The 25,342-nt window shown below is 36.1% G+C and carries 20 protein-coding genes and 1 pseudogene; 20 read left to right on the top strand and 1 reads right to left on the bottom strand.

What is annotated here, in order from left to right; translation table 11 throughout:
* Positions 1-6: 6 nt before the first annotated feature.
* A complete protein-coding gene (locus BN358_RS20560) occupies positions 7-633 on the bottom strand; it encodes a YitT family protein (protein WP_019230424.1) in 627 nt (208 codons plus the stop codon).
* A gap of 95 nt (positions 634-728) precedes the next feature.
* Here BN358_RS20560 and BN358_RS20555 point away from each other — a divergent pair, with 95 nt between their 5' ends.
* The 20 genes and pseudogenes from BN358_RS20555 (at position 729) to ade (ending at position 25,177) form a co-directional block, all read left to right on the top strand.
* Positions 729-1,343, top strand: a complete 615-nt coding sequence (locus tag BN358_RS20555) for a cyclic nucleotide-binding domain-containing protein (RefSeq protein ID WP_019230423.1) — start codon at positions 729-731, stop codon at positions 1,341-1,343.
* A 110-nt stretch (positions 1,344-1,453) separates the two neighbouring features.
* A complete protein-coding gene (locus BN358_RS20550) occupies positions 1,454-2,095 on the top strand; it encodes a lactate utilization protein (protein ID WP_019230422.1) in 642 nt (213 codons plus the stop codon).
* Between the two features lie 56 nt (positions 2,096-2,151).
* On the top strand, positions 2,152-2,697 hold the full coding sequence (locus tag BN358_RS20545) for a CDP-alcohol phosphatidyltransferase family protein (RefSeq protein WP_019230421.1): 546 nt from the start codon (positions 2,152-2,154) through the stop codon (positions 2,695-2,697).
* Between the two features lie 48 nt (positions 2,698-2,745).
* Positions 2,746-3,168, top strand: a complete 423-nt coding sequence (locus tag BN358_RS20540; protein ID WP_019230420.1) for a GNAT family N-acetyltransferase — start codon at positions 2,746-2,748, stop codon at positions 3,166-3,168.
* Between the two features lie 210 nt (positions 3,169-3,378).
* Positions 3,379-3,705 carry a PadR family transcriptional regulator gene (locus tag BN358_RS20535; RefSeq protein WP_019230419.1) on the top strand — a complete coding sequence of 109 codons (327 nt, stop codon included), beginning with the start codon at positions 3,379-3,381 and terminating at the stop codon, positions 3,703-3,705.
* 3 nt (positions 3,706-3,708) lie between these two features.
* A complete protein-coding gene (locus BN358_RS20530) occupies positions 3,709-4,368 on the top strand; it encodes a DUF2812 domain-containing protein (protein ID WP_019230418.1) in 660 nt (219 codons plus the stop codon).
* A gap of 355 nt (positions 4,369-4,723) precedes the next feature.
* Positions 4,724-6,883: an S-layer homology domain-containing protein gene (locus BN358_RS20525; RefSeq protein WP_019230417.1), complete on the top strand. Its 2,160-nt coding sequence runs from the start codon at positions 4,724-4,726 to the stop codon at positions 6,881-6,883.
* 147 nt (positions 6,884-7,030) lie between these two features.
* A complete protein-coding gene (locus BN358_RS20520; protein WP_019230416.1) occupies positions 7,031-7,939 on the top strand; it encodes a LysR family transcriptional regulator in 909 nt (302 codons plus the stop codon).
* 389 nt (positions 7,940-8,328) lie between these two features.
* Positions 8,329-9,372 (top strand): methionine ABC transporter ATP-binding protein, encoded by a 1,044-nt coding sequence (locus BN358_RS20515; RefSeq protein ID WP_019230414.1) that lies wholly within the window; start codon positions 8,329-8,331, stop codon positions 9,370-9,372.
* Positions 9,356-10,036 (top strand): methionine ABC transporter permease, encoded by a 681-nt coding sequence (locus BN358_RS20510; protein ID WP_019230413.1) that lies wholly within the window; start codon positions 9,356-9,358, stop codon positions 10,034-10,036. Before BN358_RS20515 ends, BN358_RS20510 begins: the two co-directional genes overlap by 17 nt.
* Positions 10,037-10,051: 15 nt before the next feature.
* Positions 10,052-11,011, top strand: a complete 960-nt coding sequence (locus BN358_RS20505; protein ID WP_019230412.1) for an L-lactate dehydrogenase — start codon at positions 10,052-10,054, stop codon at positions 11,009-11,011.
* Between the two features lie 322 nt (positions 11,012-11,333).
* Complete coding sequence (locus BN358_RS20500) at positions 11,334-12,164, top strand: MetQ/NlpA family ABC transporter substrate-binding protein (RefSeq protein WP_019230411.1); 831 nt, start codon at positions 11,334-11,336, stop codon at positions 12,162-12,164.
* A gap of 17 nt (positions 12,165-12,181) precedes the next feature.
* The gene (locus BN358_RS20495; RefSeq protein ID WP_019230410.1) at positions 12,182-13,348 is read left to right on the top strand and encodes a pyridoxal phosphate-dependent aminotransferase; all 1,167 of its coding nucleotides are present in this window, start codon (positions 12,182-12,184) and stop codon (positions 13,346-13,348) included.
* Between the two features lie 269 nt (positions 13,349-13,617).
* Positions 13,618-14,389 (top strand): annotated as a pseudogene (gene murI, locus BN358_RS20490) (glutamate racemase).
* A 133-nt stretch (positions 14,390-14,522) separates the two neighbouring features.
* Positions 14,523-14,819 carry a CC/Se motif family (seleno)protein gene (locus BN358_RS20485; RefSeq protein WP_019230409.1) on the top strand — a complete coding sequence of 99 codons (297 nt, stop codon included), beginning with the start codon at positions 14,523-14,525 and terminating at the stop codon, positions 14,817-14,819.
* Between the two features lie 279 nt (positions 14,820-15,098).
* The gene (locus BN358_RS20480) at positions 15,099-15,503 is read left to right on the top strand and encodes a response regulator (protein ID WP_019230408.1); all 405 of its coding nucleotides are present in this window, start codon (positions 15,099-15,101) and stop codon (positions 15,501-15,503) included.
* Positions 15,504-15,925: 422 nt separating this feature from the next.
* On the top strand, positions 15,926-20,527 hold the full coding sequence (gene gltB, locus BN358_RS20475) for a glutamate synthase large subunit (protein ID WP_019230407.1): 4,602 nt from the start codon (positions 15,926-15,928) through the stop codon (positions 20,525-20,527).
* Complete coding sequence (locus tag BN358_RS20470; RefSeq protein ID WP_019230406.1) at positions 20,524-22,023, top strand: glutamate synthase subunit beta; 1,500 nt, start codon at positions 20,524-20,526, stop codon at positions 22,021-22,023. The genes gltB and BN358_RS20470 overlap by 4 nt, the downstream gene beginning before the upstream one ends.
* Before the next feature lie 149 nt (positions 22,024-22,172).
* Positions 22,173-23,381: an NAD(P)-dependent oxidoreductase gene (locus BN358_RS20465; RefSeq protein ID WP_019230405.1), complete on the top strand. Its 1,209-nt coding sequence runs from the start codon at positions 22,173-22,175 to the stop codon at positions 23,379-23,381.
* 41 nt (positions 23,382-23,422) lie between these two features.
* Positions 23,423-25,177, top strand: coding sequence for an adenine deaminase (ade, locus tag BN358_RS20460; protein ID WP_019230404.1), 1,755 nt, complete (start codon positions 23,423-23,425; stop codon positions 25,175-25,177).
* The last annotated feature ends 165 nt before the right edge of the window (positions 25,178-25,342 follow it).

Genomic DNA, 25,342 nt, shown 5'->3' with positions numbered 1-25,342 from the left:
CCATTGTTATAAACGGTTTTTGAGGAAATCATATGTCAATCCCATCAAACGGGAAAGTAAGAGAAAACTAATAACTGTTCCTTCTCTTATAAACAAGGTATTCCCGGACATAAATGTGATAATTAATGTGCTGAACAGAAATAATATATCAAATCCCATACGAACGGACATTAAATTCTTTTTTAGTCTTTTGCATAATACTACGCATAGACTCTCCAGTGGAAACTTTATGATTTCAATAGCCATAATTGCGCCTAAACTAACAGAAGCCAGACACAATCCCAACAGGAAAGCTAATGCCTTTAATAAATATGATTCAATAACAAAGCCATGAAATACATAATAAACAAAAAAGTTAATTATATAGCCATTGGCCATAGTTGCTAATATCTGAATAACATCTCTGGAGTCAAAGCTGGTTTTCCGAATGAGAAAATAAGTTACAAAAAACAGAATATTTAAAATATTAAGCATTGTTCCTACTTCAAGATGAAATAATTCTGCCATAGTCAATGCAAAGGCATTTAACATGCTTTGACCAATTCCTGCTTTTATCTGGAGAGAAATGCCCAAACCAAGCAATAAAAATGCTAATATGGAGTATACAGTGTATTTCATATATTTTGTTTTCATAATTTTACCTCTTCATATATTATTTTTAATTTATGATTATGTTATAATAAAACAAGACTATTTAATATGAGAAATATCACATATGGGGTGAAAAAATGAATCAATTTATAAATCAAATACCACCAGCAATAATTGAGAAGGGGTCTAGAAAGATATTTGTTAAACATAGCAATATTTTTAATATAAACAGCAATATAACAAGGTGCTATCTGATTCAATCCGGTATGGTGAAAATTTATATTGACCATGAAAATGGGCGCCGATCAATCCTTGATTTTGTTGGACATAATGATTGGCTGGGAGAACTTTCATTGTTTTGTGAAGAAGCGGATATTAAAGAAAACAAAGTGCTTCATGAGGTTCAATGCTTGGAATTTGATATAGCTGAATTACGACAACTGTGCAAAGAGAATGCAGAAGTTTCATTTTATTTTGCTTCATATATTTCCAGTAAGCTATTGGCCAGAAGTTACCGCATGAGCGAATATCTGAATTATTCTCTGGAAAAAAGACTGGCCTCATTCATAATTAAGCATCAAAATAACGGTACATATAACATTCCTCACACAGATGTTTCTGAGTACATGAATGTCAGTTACCGACACGTCTTACATGTAATAAAACATTTCTGTGAATTAGGTATACTGACAAAAGGAAAAGCATATGTAATTTCAGATTTTGATAAGTTAACTCAAATACAAAACAAGTGAATGCTCCCATGAAATTATGTCTTTCTGCCTTTTGAGCGTTATTTCTTTTGTAGAACAGTTAAAGAATTAAAGCATATTATCATATTAAATTAAAAATTGATGAGGTACATATGGAAAAGAACATTTCTTGGTTTATTCATAAACAAGTTGAAAAATTAATAAACAATTTAGAAAAACACAATATGAAAGGAATCTTTGTAAGGGATGAAGAAGAATTAATCAAGGTATTAACAGATTTAATTCTAGAAGGTTCTGTTGTTGGAGTAGGTGATAGTGTTACTCTTCAGGAAACAGGTGTTTTGGATTTTCTGCGTTTAGGAAATTATAATTTTCTGGATAAGTACAGAGAAGGAATAACAAGCGAAGAGAAGAAGCAAATCTATATCCAAAACTTCTCTGCTGATACTTTTATGTGCAGCACGAATGCCATTACAGAGGATGGAGTTCTTTACAATATAGATGGCAACGGAAGCAGAGTAGCTCCAATGTTATATGGACCTAAACAAGTAATAATTGTTGCAGGAATTAATAAGTTGGTTCGTAATATTGAGGAGGCTGAAAATAGAGTCAGAAATTATGTTGCTCCTATAGATGCAAGAAGATTAGGCAAAGATACTCCATGTACTAAACTTGGGTATTGTATGGATTGTAAAAGTCCAAATAGAATTTGCAATGATTTTGTAACCATAACCGGGCAATTTATCAAAGACAGAATAAAAGTAATCATTGTGGATAAATCACTTGGATATTGAAAATAGAGGAATATTTATGACTCATGAGCTGTGTATGAAATATTAATAATAAAGGGATGATATGTATTAAATATTTAGCTAATGGAATAACAATAAGCAGAATTATATCTTCAGCTTTTATGCTTTTTACAGTACCATTGTCGCTTGAATTTTACTTTCTATATACTTTTAGCGGTATTACAGACATGGTTGATGGAACAATTGCCAGAAAAATGCATACAGAAAGTAAAACTGGAGCTGTTCTGGACAGCGTTGCAGACTTAACTTTTCTATTGGTTGCATTTATTAAATTATTTCCAACCTTAAGTCATGCATTTCCACCGTGGATTATAAGTGCTGTCATTTTAATAGCAGTTGTAAGGCTTAGCGCATATGCAGTTGGTGCATTGAAGTTTCATAAATTCATTGCATTGCACACAATTGCTAATAAAATTACCGGATTTGTTCTTTTCTGTGTTCCATTTATTTTTTTAAGGATTGATATTAATATCGTAAGTATAATCCTATGTATTATAGCAGGTATATCAGCTGTTGAAGAATTGCTCATCAATATTAAGATGGTGCAGTATAACCCTGATGTCAGAAGTATTTTTGAAATATAAACAAGAGCGGGTCTTAAGTAAAAACTATTAAATTTCAAGGAGAATACCATGAATTTAAAAATTATAAATAGTACAGAAAATATTAATTGGGAAATGGTAAGTTTTATTTTGGCAAAAGCAGGATTAAGCAGCTCAGAACCTGAAATTTGCAAAAGGGCTTTCCAAGGAAGTCAAGTAACTGTATTTGCATTTGATGATGAAAATATGATTGGAATAGCTAGGGCAATATCAGATGGCGTGAAGCAAGCTGCAATATATGATGTTGCCATACTTCCGGAGTACCAGGGAAAAGGAATCGGGAAGATTATGATGGAAAGCATTATGAATAAATTGCCCGGATGTAATTTTATATTGTATGCTAATGTTGGGAAAGAAGCTTTTTACGAAAAATTAGGTTTCAGACGTCTTAAGACAGGGATGGCCAAATTCGTTAAGAAAGAAATAATGGCAAGCAGAGGATTTACAGAATAATATTTAGGATAAAAGTGTAATGCAATGTTATAAATATAACGAACCATCAGAAAATTAAACGATCTATTAGTTTCGAATATTAAATAAAAGGTCAAAATTGGTCTTTTATTTTTTTGCTACTTGACACGTACTACGTTACGCGATATAATAAATTATACTACGTGTTACGTAATAAAATGATTTGATAAAGGGAACTCAAGGAGGAATATATTGAAGGATAAAATACAAGAAACTCCGCTTACGGAAACAGCACTGCTTATATTGTTAGCCATGTACAAACCAAATCATGGTTATGGAGTAATGCAATTTGTAGAAGAGAAAACAAAAGGCAGAGTTGTTTTTGGACCTGGAACTTTATATGGAGCAATCAACAATCTTGAAAAGAAAAAGTGGATTACTCTTCATGCTGTCATTGAAGGGGAAAGAAAAAAAGAGTATGTTATTACTGATTTAGGAAAAGAACAGGTAAAGTCAGAGCTTTTGAGAATGCAAGAAGTTTATATGATAGGTATGGAAATAACAAAACTGGGGGAATGATGTATGATTAAAAAGTTTAGGATTTTTTTAAATCCAATCGAAGGACAGGAAAAATGGCTGAATGAAAAAGCAGCAGAAGGGCTTAGATTATTAAAGGTTGGAAGATTTTTTTATGAATTTGAACAATGCAAAAACAATCAATACCAATATGCTGTCGATTATATAGGAAATAATTCAAACGCTCAGAGAAAGAAATATGAAAGTTTTCTGGAAGAAGTAGGAATAAATTATTTTGAAAAGCCACTGAATATTGGACAGTTTTCCTTTGGCAAAGTGAAGTATCGCCCATATGCAAACAAGGGAGGAAAGCTGGCTACCTCATGGGGAATGATAAACAGAGAACTTCTCATTTTAGAAAAAGAATGTAACGGAAAGCCCTTTAACATTTATAGCAATGCCGAAGATAAAATTCAGGCACTAAAGGAAAGAAGAAAGCCTCACATTTATCTGTTCATATTGTTTCTTCTCATGGGAGGATACTTCACCTTTGCTAAAAGATATATGCTTGATGCTGCTTACATGAACAGTCAGAGCAATAGTTTTTCAAATAGTGCTGTATTATCAATATTGCTTGGAGTTATGGGAATAATCACTATAGTAAGAATGGTTCAGTTATCTCTATCCATAAAAACACTAAAAGAAATAGGAAATATACAAGAGTAGAATTTGTTGCAGAAAAATGCGCTGGTCAAATTTTTTTGCTTTGGTCATCAGGGACAGTTCTTACTGGCTTATTATCACATAGTTAAAATGCATTTAATGTACCCCTCATATTATTTGAGGGGAATTTTTATTTGGCATAAAAATGATAATTTAGAAGTTGAAATAACGGTAAAAAGTTGTATACTTAAAGTAGTTGTAATCATATGCAAGTTTTAATGCTTGGGTTAACGATTTCCGAAAGAGGGCGATATGATAAATTATTGGGATTAGAAATTAGAAATCAGGGGGAGTTATTTAACTATGTTTTATTTTATTGTATTAAAAGCTTTAAAAACCTTAGAAAAGGAGTTTTATTATGACCAGAAAAATAAATGTAAAAAGTACTGTTAATAAATTATATTTAAAAAAGATAGTGGCAATTGTTCTTTCAATTCTTATGTCTGTCACAGCGCTGCCCTTTAATTCTACATTGGCATTTGCCGCTGATAGTACAAATGGTGCAGGAGAGAAAAGTATTGTTATTGATTACTCAAATATTATTACTTATGCTCAGACAGTAACCGGATCATCAATTACGTACAATGGTACGGAAGATACAAAAGTTGCATTTTATTCCTCAGACTTTGTTTCCGAATGTCAAAAAACTGTGGCAGGAACATTTAAGTCCATAAAAATTCCATCACTTCCTAATTCTTCATATGGCAAGCTTTACATTGGATATGTATCTTCATCAAGTTATAGCTCAACAGTAACTGCCGGTACAGAATATGATGCAACTAACATTGGAAAAATGTCTTTTGTACCATATTCAGGATTTTACGGGACAGTTGACATTCCATTCTACGGATATAATACAAATGGAGATATTTTTGAAGGAACAATCAAGATTGTTATTGCAGAGAGAAAAGTAGATGCTGACACCATAAAATATACAACCTATGAAGAAATGCCGGCGGATTTTAAAGCAGATGATTTTGATGATGAGTGCGTTGATACAACAGGAGATAATATAAATTATGTAAAATTTACATTACCGTCTTCAAGCAGCGGCAGACTATATGTTGGATACGTATCTTCTAATTCATATGGTTCTAAAGTTGCTGAAGGAACGAAGTATTATGAAAATGATCTTGATAATATTACATTTGTTCCATATCAGGACTATCACGGCAAAGTGATTATTTCATACATAGGATACAGCGATGATGGAGAATCATATACCGGAGAAGTTGAAATAACTGTCAATCAATATGATTGGGATGCGGATCCCATACTTTATAGTACAGGTTCCTTTACGCCCTTAAGTTTCGACTCTGACGATTTCGCAGACGCCTGTGATGATGCCAACAATGAAGGCCTTGACTACGTAAAGTTTACTCTTCCTTCATCAACATATGGAATATTGTATTATGACTATACATCATCAACAAAATATGATTCAAAAGTTTCAGCCAGTACCAAGTATTATGAAAATGATCTGGATGATGTAGTCTTTGTGCCGAAATCTAATTATAAAGGAACATTTATCATTAGTTATACAGGATATGATGATGACGGAGACTCTTTTACCGGAGTAGTTAAAATAACAGTTAAAGAAGAAAGTACTGTTGCTGATACAATCAATGTTTCAACAAAAGAAGACACAGTCCTTTATTTTGATGATGATGATTTTAACGATGTATGCGAAGATGCTACCAATGAAGAACTTGATTACATAAAATTTACATTGCCTTCTTCAAGCTACGGAAGACTTTACTATAACTATTCATCACCAAGCAGTTACGGCTCTCTTGTTTCAGAAGGTACAAAATATTATTATGATGATTCACCATCATTATCAAAGGTAGCATTTGTACCTTACAAAGACTATAACGGTACAGTAACTGTAAAATATACAGGATGGAACACAGATGGAGTTAACTTTACCGGAACAGTCAAAATAACAGTCACAGCCGTTGCAGATTCAGCTGCTTCATCTTACTTCAATGATGTTACATCGAGCTACAGCTGGGCATCAGCTTCAATTGATTATTTGTTTGAGAAAGGTGTAGTAACCGGTACAGGAGGCAACAATTACAGCCCTGCTCAAAACATGATACGCGGAGATTTTATGCTGATGCTTTACAGAGCGTTAGATTTAAGTGCTTCTTCAAAAAGCAATTTTTCCGATGTACCGGCTGGCAGCTATTATTATACTGCCATAGCTACAGCCAAAGCTCTTGGCATTGCCAAGGGTTATGATGATCTTTTCATGCCTAATGCACCAATTACAAGAGAAGATGCCATGGTTCTTGTTGCAAGGGCGTTGAAAGCTGATGGAAAGACATTAACTACAGGAAGTATCAGTGATTTGAACAATTTTAAGGATAAAGGTTCTGTATCTGATTATGCAGTTTCTTCAGTAGCAACTCTGGTTAAGGCAGGCATCGTTACAGGCAGCAACTCATATCTTAATCCTAAATCATATGTAACCCGCGCAGAAATGGCAGTTATACTTTATCGTGTATTGAAGTAAGAAATTATTGCAGCAATACATGCAAAAATAGTTGAAAATATTTTAATATTAATATAAAATAAAAAGTTATATAACATATGTTTCCTCAAGCTAATAGTTTGAGGAATTTTTTTAAAATTATCTATAGCATAAATGATAGGAGGAATTATGACGTTACAACAACTAAGATATGCCATTGCAATAGCAGACTGCAATTCTATGAATAAGGCAGCTCAATCATTATTTATATCGCAGCCAAGTCTATCAGCTTCTATCAGAGACTTAGAAAATGAAATTGGTATTACTATATATAAAAGAACTAACAGGGGAATAACAATTACACCGGAAGGTGATGAGTTTCTGGGGTATGCCAGACAGGTAGCAGAACAGTATGAACTTATTAATCAAAGATATGTTGATAAAAAAAGCGTAAAAAAGAAATTCAGTGTATCAACACAGCATTATTCATTTGCAGTAAAAGCATTCGTGGAAATGGTAAAGCAATTCGGTATGGATGAATACGAATTTGCAGTTCATGAAACCAAGACCTATGAAGTTATTGAAAATGTAAAGAACTTTAAAAGCGAATTAGGTATTTTGTACTTGAATGATTTCAATAGGAAGGTAATAACAAAAATATTGAAAGAAAACAATCTGGTGTTTAAAGAATTATTTCAGTGCAAGACCTATGTTTATTTATGGAAGGGGAATCCTTTAGCCGAAAAGGATTTGATTACCATGGAGGACTTAGAAGAGTATCCTTGCCTTTCCTTTGACCAGGGAATGAACAATTCATTTTATTTTGCAGAAGAAGTGCTCAGTGCGAACGTGTATAAAAAGATTATAAAGGCAAATGACAGAGCTACACTGCTAAATCTTATGGTGGGATTGAATGCATATACATTGTGTTCCGGAATTATATGCGAGGAACTGAATGGAAATGATTATAAGGCCATACCATTGGATTCAGATGAAGTCATGAGTATTGGCTATATTGCCAGGAAAAATACAACCATGAGCCAGTTAGGACACAAATATGTGGATGAGCTGATTAAATTTAAAGAAAATGTGCTATAGTTTTTACCTATAACGAGTTGTCGGTTTTATGTATTAACACTAATTCTGCAGATTATGTATAATACAAAACATGGACGACGTAGTTACAAAAAAATAAAACAGAAAATAAGGAGAGCAAAATGCATACTGAAAAATCAATGTTGAAAGTAAATATGTTTATGATTAGCTATACCATGCGAATGCAGATGCATATGAAAATGGATGTATTTAGTGCGCCTTATGTTACCTGATTATAATTTTCTTTTAGAAAATATAGATAAAGCAGGTACTTACGGTACCTGCTTTTTGTATGCCCTACTGAATGAATTCCAAATTTGTAAGAGCGATAGTGAGCAAACAAATTTGTGAACGAGACTGCGAATTAAAATACCGGAAATGGAGGAAAAATATTGATTATATTTGAAAATGTCAGCAAGAGTTTTGAATCATATGGAAAAACAGTTGAAGCAGTAAAAAATGTTAACCTGCAAATGGAAGAAGGAAAAATACATGGAATTATTGGATTTTCAGGAGCAGGAAAATCAACATTGGTTAGGATGATTAATCTTCTTGAAAGACCAACAGAAGGTAAAGTTATTTTAGGAGATACGGAAATCACCTTACTCTCAGAGAAAAGTCTCAGAGAGGAACGAAAAAAAATTGGCATGATTTTTCAACAGTTTAATTTATTTTCATCCCGAAATGTTTATGAAAATGTTGCTTATCCGTTAAAACACAGCAAGATGAAAAAGAAAGAAATTCAGGATAAGGTAAATTATTTGCTGGAATTAGTTGATCTTCAAGATAAATCTCTTGCTTATCCATCACAGTTAAGCGGAGGTCAGAAACAGAGGGTGGCAATTGCAAGGGCCTTAGCCTACGATCCTAAAATTTTATTAAGCGATGAATCTACAAGCGCACTAGATCCCCAGACCACAAAATCAATTTTAAAGCTATTAAAGCAATTGAATGAAAAACTGGGGATTACCATAGTAGTTATTACACATGAAATGCAGGTAGTAAAAGAAATATGTGACAATGTAGTTGTAATGGAAAACGGTGAAGTGGTGGAGCAAGGAGATGTCTTTAATGTATTTGCTAATCCCGTAAAGCAAATTACAAAAGATTTTGTGGACAGCACATCAAATTTATCAAAGATACACGAATTAATCAAAGATAAGGTGTCTATTACAAAACTCAAGGAAGGTGAATGCATATTAAAGTTTACTTATCTGGAACGAAATGCTTCAGAAGCATTGGTGTCACAAATCTCCAGAAAGTTTAACCTGGATGTGAACATTATCTTTGGAAATATTGAACTGATCGGAGAGCATCCCATCGGCGGTCTCGTATCAATTGTCAGTGGCGAGGCGAAAAATATTACAGAAGCAATTGAATATCTGCGAAATAAGAATGTAGGGGTGGAGGTGATTTTAGATGCAAGGGTTTCTTAGCAGTCTTTTTCCAAATGTATTGTCGAAACTGCCGGATTTTTATGAAAGCATTTATGATACTTTAATTATGGTTGGATGGTCCGGTTCTATTTCATTTATTCTTGGGTTAGTTTTAGGAATTGTTCTGACTGTTACAAAAAAGGGAGGAATTCTTCAAAACCAAGCATTTTTTCAGATACTTGATAAAATAATTAATTTTTTTAGATCAATACCATTTATCATCTTGCTGGCAAGTCTGATTCCATTGACAAGATTAATTTCAGGAACTGCAATTGGCGTGGATGGAGCAATAGTTCCTCTGGTATTCGGTACGGTTCCATTCTTTTCAAGACAAATAGAATCTGCTTTGGCCGAATTGGACTCAGGATTGATTGAAGCAGCACAGTCCATGGGTTCCGGACCTTTAGAAATTATATTCAGGGTTTATCTAAAGGAATGTATTCCTGGTATTGCAAGAGGAACAACAATTACAGCCATAAGTCTCATTGGACTTACTGCTATGGCAGGTGCCGTTGGTGCAGGTGGCCTGGGGGATTTTGCAATACGTTTTGGATATCAGAGAAATCAGATTGACGTCACATATGCTTCGGTTATTGTGCTGGTTGGAATGGTAAGTATCATTCAAATTATAGGAAATACCATAGTAAAGAAAAATAGTCACTAATAAGGAGAGATCAAAATGGTATTAAAACCAAGAAAAGTAGTAATTATAGGAGCAGGGCACGTGGGTTCCCATGCAGGCTATGCACTGGCTTCTCAGGGGCTTGCAGAACAAATTGTATACATTGATGTTGAAGAGGATAAAGCAAAAGCACAGGCACTTGATATTTTTGATTCAACAGTCTATTTGCCCCACCATGTAAATGTAAAAGCAGGAAATTATTCAGATGCAGCGGACGCAGACTTAATGGTTATTGCAGCAGGGCCTCTGCCTGATATCAGCAAATTCCAGACAAGAATGGATACTCTTGCTGAAACAGTAGCAATCATGAAAAATGTTGTGGAAAACATAAAAAATTCCGGTTTTAAAGGCATTATTATAAGTATTTCAAATCCTGCGGATGTAGTAGCACATTATATACAAAATCAATTAAATTATCCGCCATCAAGACTGATTTCCACCAGCACAACTCTGGATTCTGCAAGGCTTCGAAGGGCTTTGTCTGAAGCAACAGGCATAGATCAGAAATCAATTTATGCCTACGCACTTGGTGAGCACGGTGAAAGTCAAATGGTTCCATGGTCGGTTGTAACTATTGCCGGTAAGCCAATTTTAGAGTTAATAAAAGAAAAACCTGAGAAGTATGGCACGCTTGACTTAAAGGCAATTGCTGCAGAAGGAAAAGCAGGCGGATGGCATGTTCTTAAGGGTAAAGGATCTACTGAGTTTGGAATAGGGGCATCCATTGCAGAAGTAACAAGAGCAATTTTTGCTGATGAGAAAAGAGTTCTTCCTGTATCTGTTCTTTTAAATGGTGAGTATGGACAGCATGACGTGTATGCTTCTGTACCCGCTGTGCTTGGAATTAACGGAGTGGAAGAGATAATTGAACTTCATATGACAACTGAAGAAAAAGAAGAATTTGATAAATCATGTAAAACAATGAAAGAAAATTACGAAATAGCATTAACATTATAACAGCTTTAATATATGCAATGTTAAATTGCTCAATATGATGAAAAAGTATATGTCTAGATGTTGTCATTCTGAGGGGCAGCCGAAGAATCTCATGTTTCCACAAAGATGAGATCCCGCAGTTTCGCATACAAATTTATTTATTCGCTAATGCTCGTATAAATTTGGTGCTCATTGCGAATGACCTACCGCTATTTTTCAGAAAGACACCTGAAAAATAGGGTTAGGGCATCTTTCACTACCGTTCAGGGTGACAGTATCAGGGTTTGTTAATATTCTGAAGGATTCAAATAATTTAAAACATTACAAATAAAGGAGAACAACAATGAATAAGAAAATATTATCAATTTTATTAGCATTAACAATTACTGCAACATTTACTGCATGCGGGAAATCAAATGCAGATGTGAAAGAGGATACATCAACAACTACTGTAAAAGTAGGAGTTGTAGGAGAATCAAATGAAATGTGGACACCGGTCATTGAAGAGATGGCAAAAGAAGGAATTAATGTTGAGTTGATCAGCTTTACAGACTATGCTACACCAAACAGGGCTTTATCAGATGGTGAGACGGATCTGAATGCATTTCAGCATTATGCATATTTAAATAAAGAAATTGAAAATAATGGATATGAAATTACAGCCATAGGTGATACTTTTATTTCAGCCATGAACATTTATTCTGACAAAGTGTCCAGTGTAAGCGAAATTGCTGAAGGAGCAAAAATAGCTGTTCCAAATGATGCAACAAACGAAGGACGTGCACTTAAAATATTAGAGGCAGCAAAGCTCATTGAAATAGATGCAAACGCTGGTGACAGCCCTGAACTAGGGGACATCACTCAAAATCCATTGAATATTGAATTTGTAGAAGTTGATGCAGCAAATGTATACGCACTTCTTCCAGATGTTACAGCAGCAGTGATAAATTGCAACTATGCCTTGGATAACGGTTTAAATCCCGGAGAAGATTCTATATTCCAGGATAATGTAAGCTATTATTCAGGAAACAGTTATGTGAACCTGATTGCAGCAAGAACAGAAGATGCCAATAATGAAACATATTTAAAAATAGTAGAAGCTTACCAGTCAGATGCAGTAAAAGCGATTTATGCAGACACATTTAAAGGTGCATACATCCCGGCTTGGAAATAACATTAAGGAGAACAGAAGTGAAAGAATTAAGTAAACGTACCTCAGTTTTCACTGATTCAGTCATACGCAGGATGACCAGAATTTCAAATGAATATAATGCAGTGAATTTATCACAGGGCTACCCGGATTTCGAACCACCTGTAGAAATTACAAACAGACTTGCTCAAGTGGCAGCTGAAGGACCTCATCAGTATGCAACCACATGGGGTGCTCAAAATTTTCGTGAAGCTCTTGCAAGAAAACAAGAACATTTTTCAGGAATGAAAGTAGATCCCAACAAAGAAATTGTAGTTACTTGCGGAAGTACAGAAGCCATGATGGCGGCCATGATGGCTGTGACCAATCCTGGAGATAAAGTAATAATCTTCTCTCCATTTTATGAAAATTATGGGGCAGATACAATTCTTTCAGGTGCAGAACCAATCTATGTGCCGTTAAATCCGCCAAACTTTAATTTTGATGCTGATTTGTTGGAGGAGGCGTTTAAGCAGAACGCCAAGGCACTAATTTTATGCAACCCTTCAAATCCTTGCGGAAAGGTGTTTACAAGGGATGAACTTAAGGTAATTGCAGATTTGGCAATTAAATATGATACTTATGTGATTTCCGACGAGGTGTATGAACATATAATTTATGCACCACATAAACATACCTATATTGCTTCTCTTCCGGGAATGAGGGAAAGAACAATTTCATGCAGTTCCTTGTCTAAGACGTATTCCATAACCGGATGGCGTCTGGGATATGTAATAGCTGATGAAAGAATCATCGACAGAGTAAAAAAAGTGCATGACTTTTTAACTGTTGGTGCTGCAGCACCTCTTATGGAAGCAGCAGTTGTCGGCTTGAATTTTAAAGATGATTATTACCTTGAACTGCAAAGACACTACACTCATATGAAAAATTTATTTATAAATGGATTAAATCAAATAGGGCTTAAATATACAGATCCTCAGGGAGCTTATTATGTATTGGTGGATATAAGTGAATTCCATTATAACAGTGATTTAGAGTTTTGTGAGTGGCTGGCAAGGGAAGTTGGAGTGGGAGCAGTTCCGGGATCAAGTTTCTTTCAGGAAAATGTGAATCAGTATATTAGATTTCATTATGCAAAAAAGGATGAAACATTGAACATGGCACTTGAGAAATTATCTCACATATATTCAAAGGCAAGAGTGTTGTAATACTATTAATTTAATGAAGCTCATTTAGAAAATGGCTGACAAAGCAAAACTTTGTTGGCCGTTTTTATTTTTGTCAATGATAACTATAATGAATATAATATTATAAACTATTGATTTTGACAAAATGTTGAAGAAGTGGTATATTTGGTACCGAAAAATATAATTTAAACATATGCATTTCATGGTTTTATGATATAATTTAAAAGAAATTAATTTCTAAGTTAATAAATAAAAAATATCGCAATATATGTAAGACAACAGGAGGAAAAATGAAAATAGGTGTTTTTGATTCAGGAATAGGAGGAATTACCGTACTGCATGATGCAGTGAAAATGCTTCCTAATGAAGATTATATATATTATGCTGACACCATGAATGTTCCTTACGGAACAAAGCCAAAAGAAGAAGTGAAAAAATACATTTTTTATGCCATAGATTTTATAGTAAGTCAGGGAGTGAAGGCAATAGTAGTTGCTTGCAACACTGCAACAAGTGTCGCAATAGAAGAATTAAGAAACAGATACAGCATTCCCATAATAGGAATGGAACCTGCCGTGAAGCCTGCAGTTGAAAAAAATAAAAAATGCAGACAAGAGAATCTTGGTTACTGCAACAGAACTGACACTTAAGCAGGATAAGCTTCAAAATCTTATTGCAAAGCTTGACAATGAACACATAGTTGATCTTTTGTCACTGCAGGAACTGGTGCGCTTTGCAGAGAAATTTGATTTTTCTGAAGAAACAGTCCTTCCTTACCTTAAGGAGCGATTTTCAAATTTTGATTTGAGCAATTATGGAACTGTTGTATTGGGCTGCACTCATTTTACGTTCTTCAAGGACATGATCAAGAAACTTCTTCCTGAGGATGTGGATATAATTGATGGAAACATGGGAACCGTGAACAACTTAAGAAGAATTCTTGAGGAAATGAATTTGCTAGATGGCGGAAACGGTAACATTGATTTCTACAATTCAGGCGTAAGAGTTGAAGAACAGGAAAAACTAAGACAGTACAAAGATTTGCTGAAACAGCTTGACTAGCATTGTTTATTACAGCCGCACACGGCTGTTTTTTAAACTGTACTTGCAATGCCCAGTGTAAAAAGTTATTCCATATGGCCGCTTTCGTGATATAATATATCATATAGAGTATGAAGTGGCAAAGGAGAACGACATGATTGTAATAACAGAAAAAGCAATAAATTTCCTGAATAAAAAAGGCAGGCATGAAGTAATAATCGAATATCCGGAGTATAGAGCCAGCTGTGAGTGTGCGTTTGTTCAGGTTCCTGAAATTTTCGCGAAAAAACCGAAGACTGAAGAAAACTACTGCAAGTCAGTTGTTGACGATATTGAGGTTTTTATTTCAAAACAGGTTACTCTCCCTGCAGAAAATGATGTAACAATTGATCTTGATTCATTTCTGGGTATAAAAAGCCTGACAGTATCCGGATTTAAATCTGAAGACTAAACAAAACAAAAGCTCCGGCATTGCCGGAGTTTTAATGTTATCAGGAACTAAGGAAGAACTTACTTTGATGACAATTTTTTTATTTATGTTCCAGAAATCGACAAATTACTCAAACTAAAACTGATAAAATAAAATGAATTATGTTTTAGTAAATGTATAAACAAATCCAGGTGATCAATTAATATCAGATTAGAGAAGCGAATTTGAAATAGTGATAAGATATATTTGAAATAGTAATAAATCAACTTGGACTAAAAAAATACATCAAAGGAGATAATTATGGATAATGAATATAAAAATAAAAGTCTTAAAGTGCTTATCATTGATGATAACAAGGATTTAACAGAAATAATGTGCGACCTGATTGGTTTTTTAGGACATAAAACCATTTGCTCACAGGACGGAAAAGTTGGTATTGCAATGGCTAAGGAACACCATCCGGATGTTATCATATGCGATATAGGTCTTCCGGTTATGGATGGATATGAGGTGGCACAGCAAATGAGAAAAGACGATGAAATAAAGGAAACATTTTTAATAGCTTTATCAGGATATGCAGGACCCGAAGACAGGAAAAGATCCAGAGAAGCGGGATTTGACAGACATCTGGCAAAACCTGCCGACATATCAGCAATAGAAAGGGTCATTGCAGAAGCAGCTATGAGAATTAAACAAACAATATAAGCTTATAACAAAACAAGGAATATTTCATTATGAATATCCTTGTTTTTTATTTTGCTGTAAATTAGAAATTATATTTATATTAATAGTGATAAATCTTTTGTTTTTAAAGATAAAAAGTTATAATTAATGAAATTAACAAATTTGCACAAAAAACACTATTTAGAAAATTTATAAGATAACAATAAAAAATCAGTATAATGAAAAATGATTTCACGCCAATAATGTTACAAATAATTAATAAAATACAAATTTATTTCTTTAATGTTGAAAAATAATTTAAAATATTATCAATAAAAATAGAATTGATAAAAAATATCAAAAATATATTACATAATTTTAAAATAATGCTTGTATGATTATAAAAAATCTAATATAATAGTAAAAAATTTATATTAAAGATTAAAATGACAGGGGAGAGCATTATGAAGAATTATGGAGTACCTAATAAACAAGGTCTTTATGACCCGGCATTTGAACACGATGCATGCGGAATGGGTTTTGTTGTTAATATAAATGGCGAAAAATCTTACGACATCGTAGATGATGCTTTAACAGTTCTTGAAAATATGAGTCACAGAGGAGCAAGCGGTTCTGATGAATCAGGAGACGGCGCAGGTATAACTGTGCAGATACCCCATGATTTTTTCAAACGTGAATGCGAGGTCTTGGACCTTGAGCTTCCTGAAGAAGGAAGTTATGGTGTAGGCATGATATTTGCCCACAAGTATGACAAATTCAGAAATATACAAATGAAAACATTTACGGATATTGCTGAAGAAGAAGGTCAGCATGTCTTAGGATGGAGGGATGTTCCCGTAGATGGAACTATTATAGGTGAGAAGGCTAAAGCTTCTATGCCTAGAATTATTCAGGTGTTTATCAAGAAAAATAATTCTATTGCAGATTCCATGGCTTTTGAAAGAAAGCTATATGTAATAAGAAAAAGAGCAGAAAAGACAATTGGTCCCATGAGTGAGCAAAACGGAGGAATATTTTATTTTGCAAGCCTTTCATCAAAGACTATTGTATACAAGGGAATGCTTACATCTGAACAGCTCAGGAATTTCTATCTTGACTTGTCAGACCTGGAGTTTAAGTCTTGTCTTGCAATGATACATTCAAGATTCAGCACAAACACATTTCCAAGCTGGGAAAGAGCACATCCTAACAGATATCTTGTTCACAACGGTGAAATAAACACAATCAGAGGAAATGTCAACTGGATGAATGCAAGGCAAAAAAGAATGACATCTCCTTATTTTGAAAACATTCACAAGGTTTTCCCTATTATAGATGAAACAGGAAGCGACTCCTCCATGTTTGACAACTGTCTGGAGTTTTTATATCTCACAGGAAGATCACTGCAGGAATCAATCATGATGATGATACCGGAGCCATGGGAAAAGAACAAGACCATGTCCAAGGAAAAGAGAGAATTTTACAAGTTCAACAACTTCCTCATGGAAGCCTGGGACGGTCCTGCAGCCATGGCTTTCACAGATGGCGACATAATAGGTGGTATTCTTGACAGAAACGGACTCAGGCCTTCAAGATATTATGTAACAAAGGATGACAGGGTTATACTTGCATCTGAAGTTGGAGTTATTGACATGGATAATGACAACGTAAAATCAAAGGGAAGACTTGAACCTGGAAAAATGCTTTTGATTGACACAAGGGCAAAGAGAATTATAACAGACGATGAGCTGAAAAAATATGTTTCTACTCTTCATCCATATGCTGAATGGAACAAGAAACATATTATAAATCTCAGCGACCTGCCGGTTGCATTGGAAAAGGATGTAAAGATGAAAGACCTGCTGCAGCAGAAAGCTTTTGGATATACATATGAAGATATAGCTAAAGGCATACAACCTACAGCCATAGAAGGCGAAGAACCTGTTGGTTCCATGGGTATTGATTCACCGCTGGCAGTTCTGTCAGAAAAGCCTCAGATGCTTTACTTGTACTTCAAGCAGCTTTTTGCTCAGGTTACAAATCCTCCTATAGATGCCATAAGGGAGGAAATCATCACATCAACAAGCGTAAGCCTGGGTGACAGCGGAAACCTCATAAATCCTGACGGAGACAATTCTGCAAGCTTGTTTTTGGAAAACCCCATACTTACAAATGAACAGCTTAATACCATAAAGCACCTGAACAACGATCACCTGAGAGTTGCTACGGTTTCCATACTTTACAAGGTGTCTGAAGGACCTGCTGCCATGGAAAAAGCACTGGAACGCATTTTTGCAGAAGCAGATACGGCTATTACAAGAGGAGCAAATATAATTCTGCTGTCAGACAGAGGAGTTAACAAGGACTTTGCTGCAGTTCCGGCACTCTTAGCTTCATCCGGCCTTCATCAGTACCTTACAAGAATGGAAAAAAGAACAAATATTGGCATAGTTCTTGAATCCGGAGAACCTAGAGAAGTTCATCATTTCTGCACTCTCATAGGCTACGGTGTAACTGCCATAAATCCTTACCTTGCTTTTGAAACAATAAAGGATTTAGCTGACAGCAAGTCCCTTAACGGAATTACATTTGAAGAAGGTAAGAAAAATTATATCAAGGCAATGGTTAAGGGTATACTCAAGGTTATTTCAAAAATGGGTATTTCAACAATCAGAAGCTACCACGGAGCGCAGATATTTGAAGCAGTTGGAATCAAGAAGGAAGTTGTGGACAAGTACTTCACAAAGACACCTTCAAGAATAGAAGGATTAGGCCTTGAAGATATAGCTCTTGAAAATCAAATGAGACATGAAAGTGCATATGATGAAAACTCTCCATACACGGACACTCTTGAAGTCGGAGGATATTTCCAGTGCCTGGACGACGGAGAAGTTCACATGTACAATCCTGAAACCATATACATGCTTCAGAAAGCCTGCAGGGAAGGCAATTACAATCTTTACAAGAAATATTCGGAAAAAATAAATGAAGAAAAAGTATATACATTGAGAAACCTTCTTGATTTCAATTACAACCACAAGGAAGCAATACCGGTAGAGGAAGTAGAATCTGTTGAATCCATAGTAAAGAAATTCAAAACAGGTGCAATGTCCTACGGCTCACTGAGCAAGGAAGCCCATGAAACACTGGCCATAGCAATGAACAGGCTGGGAGGAAAGAGCAACACCGGTGAAGGCGGTGAGGATCCTGAAAGATTTAAAATACTTGAAAACGGCGATTCCAAAAACAGTGCTGTAAAACAGGTTGCATCAGGACGTTTTGGAGTAACAAGCAACTATCTTGTAAATGCAAGAGAAATTCAAATTAAAATGGCTCAGGGAGCAAAACCCGGAGAAGGAGGCCAGCTTCCGGGACTCAAGGTTTATCCGGAAATAGCAAAGGTAAGACATTCAACACCGGGAGTTACGCTTATTTCACCTCCTCCTCACCACGATATTTATTCAATTGAAGATATTGGTGAACTCATTCATGACCTTAAAAATGCAAACCGTTATGCAAGAATAAATGTAAAGCTGGTATCTGAATCAGGAGTAGGAACAGTTGCAGCCGGTCTTGCAAAGGGTAAGGCTGATGTAATCCTCATAAGCGGTTATGACGGAGGAACAGGTGCTGCACCAAGAACTAGCATCAGAAATACAGGACTTCCATGGGAGTTAGGTCTTGCTGAAGCTCACCAGACACTTGTTCTTAACAATTTAAGAGACAGGGTTGCTCTTGAAACAGACGGAAAGCTTTTATCAGGAAGAGACATAGCAATTGCAGCAATGCTCGGAGCTGAAGAATTTGGTTTTGCCACAACTCCACTTGTAGTACTGGGCTGCGTTATGATGAGAGTGTGCAACTTAAACACATGTCCAATAGGAATTGCAACTCAGGATGAAAATTTAAGGAAAAACTTCGCCGGAAAACCGGAACACATAGAAAACTTCATGAGGTTCATGGCAAGAGAACTGAGAGAAATAATGGCTCAGCTTGGTTTCAGAACATTGAAGGAAATGGTTGGAAGGACCGATAAGCTTAAACAAAGAGAAAACATAACAAACTGGAAAGCCAAAAAAATAGATATGACACAAATATTGTACCAGCCTTTCTCGGGGGCTGATGTGGGTAGGTACAACATTCAACCGCAAAATCATATGCTTGATAAATCTATGGATATGAAAAAGCTTTTGAAAATGGTTAAACCTGCTCTTGAAAACCAGAAGCCTATCCGGGCCAAACTCAAAATAAGCAACACAGACAGGGTTGTTGGAACAATTATAGGAAGCGAAATATCAAAGCAATACAAAGAAGCAGGACTTGCAGACGATACTATACATTTGTCATTTGTTGGAACTGCAGGACAAAGTTTCGGAGCGTTTATTCCAAAAGGAATGACGCTGGAGCTTGAGGGAGATTCAAACGACTATATAGGCAAGGGACTTTCAGGAGGAAAAATAATAGTATATCCTCCAAAGAATTCAGATTTCGTACCTGAAAATAATATTATCATAGGAAATGCTGCATTCTATGGAGCAACTTCAGGGGAGGCTTACATCTGTGGAAAAGCAGGAGAAAGATTCCTCATAAGAAACAGCGGAATGAAGGCTGTTATTGAAGGTGTGGGAGACCATGGCTGCGAATACATGACAGGCGGAAAAGTAATCATACTTGGAAAGACAGGCAGGAATTTTGCAGCAGGTATGTCCGGAGGAACGGTATATGTCCTTGATTTTGAAGAAGATTGCCTCAACAGTTCAATAAGCAATGTTGAAACAATAACAAGCCAGAAGGAAATGGACGAAATAAAAGAGATGATACAAAAGCACGTTGACTACACAGGCAGCACTCAGGGCAAAAGGATTATTCATGACTGGGAAAGTTATTCTCACAGATTCACAAAAATAATTCCTGCTGAATACAAGCATATGATGGAAAGCATAGAAAAAGCATACAGCCTTGGACTTACCGGACATGAAGCTTTAAGCTATGCATACAGAGAAAGGTACTCAACTGCCGAAAATAAAGAAATAAAAAGTAAAACTGTTGAAAACATTGCTAAATGATGGAGGCATACTATGGGAAAAGCACGGGTTTTTTAGAATATAAAAGAGTTGAACATAAAAAGCGAAATCCAAAAGAAAGAATAAAGGACTGGAATGAAATAAAGCTTCCTATGGAAGCAGAAGAACTTCAGCTGCAGGGAGCCAGATGCATGAACTGCGGAACTCCATTCTGCCAGGGAGGCATCATATTAAACGGAATGGTGGCAGGATGCCCCATGCACAACTTGATACCTGAATGGAATGACCTTGTTTACAAGGGACAGTGGGAGCTCGCCTACAAAAGGCTTGTAAGGACAAATCCATTTCCGGAATTCACAGGGAGGGTTTGCCCCTCACCCTGTGAGGGTTCCTGCACCGAAGGCCACATTGCAGATCCTGTTGCAATTCATGACATTGAATTTGAAATAATTGAAAAGGCATACAAGGAAGGCTGGGTAAAACCAAGAAAGACAAAGGAAACGGGAAAGAAGGTTGTTGTTGTTGGCTCAGGGCCGTCGGGTCTGTCAGCAGCATATTATTTAAATGCCGTGGGCCACGATGTAACCGTGTATGAAAGAGAAGACAAGCCTGGCGGACTTTTGATGTACGGAATCCCAAACATGAAGCTTGATAAGAAAGTTGTAGAAAGACGAATAGAGCTCATGAAAAAATCAGGCATAAAGTTTGTTTTCAATGTTGAAGTTGGAACAGACATTACAACAAATGAACTTTTAGACAGAAATGATGCAGTTGTTTTGTGCGGCGGAGCCAAGAAGGCAAGAGGTCTTGAAGTTGAAGGAAAAGATTTAAAGGGCGTTTGCGGGGCCATTGAGTTTCTTACTAACAGCACAAAGAATGTTTTGAAGATCAACAAAGAACACAACGAAGTTTTAAGTGCCAAAGGAAAAAATGTCATTGTAGTGGGAGGAGGCGACACAGGAACAGACTGTGTAGGCTCATCAATCAGGCAAGGCTGCAGCAGCGTGTTCCAGTTTGAAATAATGCCTGAACCACCAAAGGAAAGGGATGACAATACAAATCCATGGCCGGAATGGCCTAAAAAGCTTAAGGTTGATTACGGTCAGGAAGAAGCCATAAGCCTTTACAAAAAAGATCCGAGAAGCTACAACATTTCTACGAAAAAAATCGTAGGAAATGAAAAGGGCGAAGTAAAGGAAATCCATACAGTGGAAGTAATCTGGACAAAGGATGAGACAGGAAGAGTTATTCCAAAGGAAATTCCAGGCTCAGAAAAAGTGTGGAAGGCAGACATTGTGATAATAGCCATGGGCTTTTTAGGACCGGAAGACACTGTAATAGATGAGCTTAAGCTTGAAAGAGACAACAGGAGCAATGTTAAGGCTGAATACGGAATTTTTAAGACAAATGTGGAAAAACTGTTTGCAGCAGGTGATATGAGAAGAGGACAAAGCCTTGTTGTATGGGCTATTCAGGAAGGAAAACTTGCTGCAAGAGAAGTTGATAAATATTTAATGGGAAAAAGCTTAATAAAGTAGTAGAGGTATTTGCTAGTATGAGTAGGAAAACAATGGGGGAATCATCTCCCCATTGTTTTGTTTTTAACCATGTTTTTGTTTGACTTCAACGAAAACATGGTATATAGTAAACAAAATTATTTCATTACAGATTAATGACGGAGGAATTTATGATAAACAATATTTGGGAAGAAAACAAGAGATGCCTGCAGTGCAAAAATCCTGCTTGCAAAAAAGGATGCCCTGTTTCAACTCCTATGAATGAAGTCATAGGTCTTTTAAAAGAAAACAAAATAAAGGAAGCAGGCAAGCTTTTGTTTGAAAACAATCCTTTGTCTGTTATAACAGGACTCATATGTCCCCACGAGGAATTTTGCATGGGACACTGTGTTTTGAATTTTAAGGGAAGCCCAATTCAAACAGGCTCGATTGAACATTATACATCGGATTATTATTTGAATTCAGTGGATTTTAAACCGGAAATAAACCCTGAAAAAAAGGTTGGCATAATAGGTTCAGGGCCTGCAGGCCTTACCATGGCTATTCTTCTTGCCAGAAAGGGATATGACATAACAATATTTGAATCCCACGAGCAAATTGGAGGTGTGTTAAGATACGGCATACCTGAATTCCGCCTTCCAAAATCAATTTTGGACAAATATCATGACATACTCATAAAAATGGGAGTAAAAATAAGGCCCAACACTTTGGTGGGAACCGTAATAACCCTTGATGACATGTTCAGGGACGGCTACAAGGCAGTGTTTGTTTCAACAGGCACATGGAAGCCTAGAAAACTCAATATTCCCGGAGAAAGCCTGGGTCATGTGTACTATGCCATTGATTACCTTAGAAGCCCAAGCACCCACTATCTTGGAAAAAAAGTGTGTGTAATCGGCGGGGGCAATGTTGCCCTGGACTGCGCAAGAACAGCCATAAGAAAAGGCGCCAAGGAAGTAACTGTTTATTACAGAAAAGGGGAAGCTGACATGCCTTCAAGCAAGGTTGAAATTAATTATGCAAGACTTGACGGCGTTAACTTTGAATTTTACCGCTCTCCTTTGGAGATCAATGATAAATCCATCAAGTTTCAAAATACTGACAACAATGATGAGGAAATAAGCTATGATGCAGATTCTGTTATTATTTCCATAAGCCAGGGACCAAGGTCTTTGATTGCTGATTCAACCAGGGGTCTTAAGCTAGACAGACTGGGACTGGTTGTAATAGATGAAACGGGAAGAACTACTAAGGAAGGTGTCTTTGCCTCCGGAGATGTGGTTACAGGAGCAAAGACTGTTGTGGAGGCAGTTGCATCAACTAAAGTAGCTGCAAAATGTCTCGATGAGTATGTAACACAAAAGTACAATTTGAAATAATATAAGAAAAATGCCGTTTGAGTAAAGCATAGGAGGTGTCTATGGAAAAAATCATAAGAGCTGCCAGAGGCCTTGAAAAAGCAGATCTGGTTCTTAAAAACGGAGAAATAGTTAATTTGTTTACTATGAAATTGGAAAAGGCTGACATTGCCATATGTGAAGGGAAAATTTGCGGAATCGGAACGTACGAAGGTTTTGAAGAAGTGGATATTAGCGGAAAAATTGTAGCTCCCGGATTCATGGACGGCCACATTCACGTAGAAAGCTCCCTTATGCTGCCGGCAGAATTTTCAAAGGCTGTTACAGTTCATGGCACTACAGCAGTCATGACTGACCCTCATGAAATTGCAAATGTGTGCGGAACTTCAGGCATTGATTTCATGATGGAAGAATCTCTAGGACTTCCTCTTGATGTATATTTTCTAATTCCATCATGCGTTCCGTCTTCTCCTTTTGACGAAGGGGGAGCTGTTCTTGAAGCTTCTGATTTAAGTTCATATTATTCAAATGAAAATGTGCTTGGACTTGCTGAACTTATGAATTACCCCGGAACAATTTCAGCTGACGAAAAAATAATTGCTAAAATTAATGATGCATATGGTAAAACAATAGACGGTCATGCTCCCGGACTTAGCGGTAAAAATCTTTGTGCATACATTGCAGCAGGAGTCATGTCTGATCATGAATGCACAAGTATGGATGAAGCCTTGGAACGCATCAAGCTAGGTATGACAGTGATGATCAGGGAAGGTACAGCTGCTAAAAATTTAAGCTCTCTCATTAAGCTGTTTGAAAAACCTTACTGCGATTGCTGCATTCTGGCAACAGACGACAAACATCCTGAAAGTCTCATAAACGAAGGTCACATTGATCACATAATAAGAAAAGCTGTAAAGCTTGGAGCAGATCCAATAATTGCTGTTAAAATGGCCACATACAATACTGCTAAGTATTTCGGACTAAAAAGAAAGGGAGCAGTTGCACCGGGATATGATGCCGATTTGGTTGTTTTGTCCGATTTAAGCAATGTTATTGTAGATATGGTGTATAAAAACGGAAATTTGATTGCTGAAAAAGGAAAAGAAGTTATAAGTGCAAATGATAAATACAACCGGCATTTTAAGGACGATAAAATAGCTTTAGATAAAAAATATCAAAAATATTATAAAATTTTTAATTCATTCAACATGAGGATGTTAAAAAAAGAGGATTTTTTTATAAAGGAACCAGACAATATTCATAAAATCAGGACAATTTCCTTAGTACCTGGTGAAATAGCAACAAAAATAGAAATGATGGAATATGATTGGGAAAATAATGGCATTTCAGTTGAAAATGATGTGCTGAAACTGGCGGTAATTGAAAGACATAAAAATACCGGGCACATTGGTCTTGGATATATACACGGTTACGGACTTAAAAGAGGAGCCATAGCATCTTCTGTATCTCATGATGCACACAATTTGATTGTAGTAGGTACCAATGAACAGGATATGTGTGCTGCAGCAAATATGGTCAGAAATATGCAGGGAGGCTTTGCTGTTGTAGACGGAAACTTTTCAGAAATTCTTTCGCTGCCTGCTGCCGGTATCATGAGCAGATTAAGTGCTGCAGAACTTTCAGAACACATGACTAAAATAAGGCGTGATGCTTTGAGATTTGGATCAGCAGAAGGAATAGATCCTTTCATGACTTTAGCTTTTGTCAGTCTGCCAGTAATACCTGAAGTAAGGCTTACAAGTTTAGGACTGGTTCATGTTGACAGCCAGTCGCTGATTTCGCCTTTTGAACAGTAAAATATAAATATCAATAGTAGGGGAGGACTGCTGTCCTCCCGAAAATAACAAAATTGCTGAATTAATAACACGGGCTGGCAGCAAAGCCACTACAGTATAAATAATCTGGTTTTGTCAATAGTCAGAATGGAGATGTCCATTCTTATTTTTTTATTCGTAGAAATA

The sequence above is a fragment of the Sedimentibacter sp. B4 genome (genome assembly GCF_000309315.1).
Classification (GTDB): domain Bacteria; phylum Bacillota; class Clostridia; order Tissierellales; family Sedimentibacteraceae; genus Sedimentibacter; species Sedimentibacter saalensis.
The sequence above is the reverse complement of the archived record's forward strand: the minus strand, read 5'-3'. Positions and strand labels throughout refer to the sequence as shown.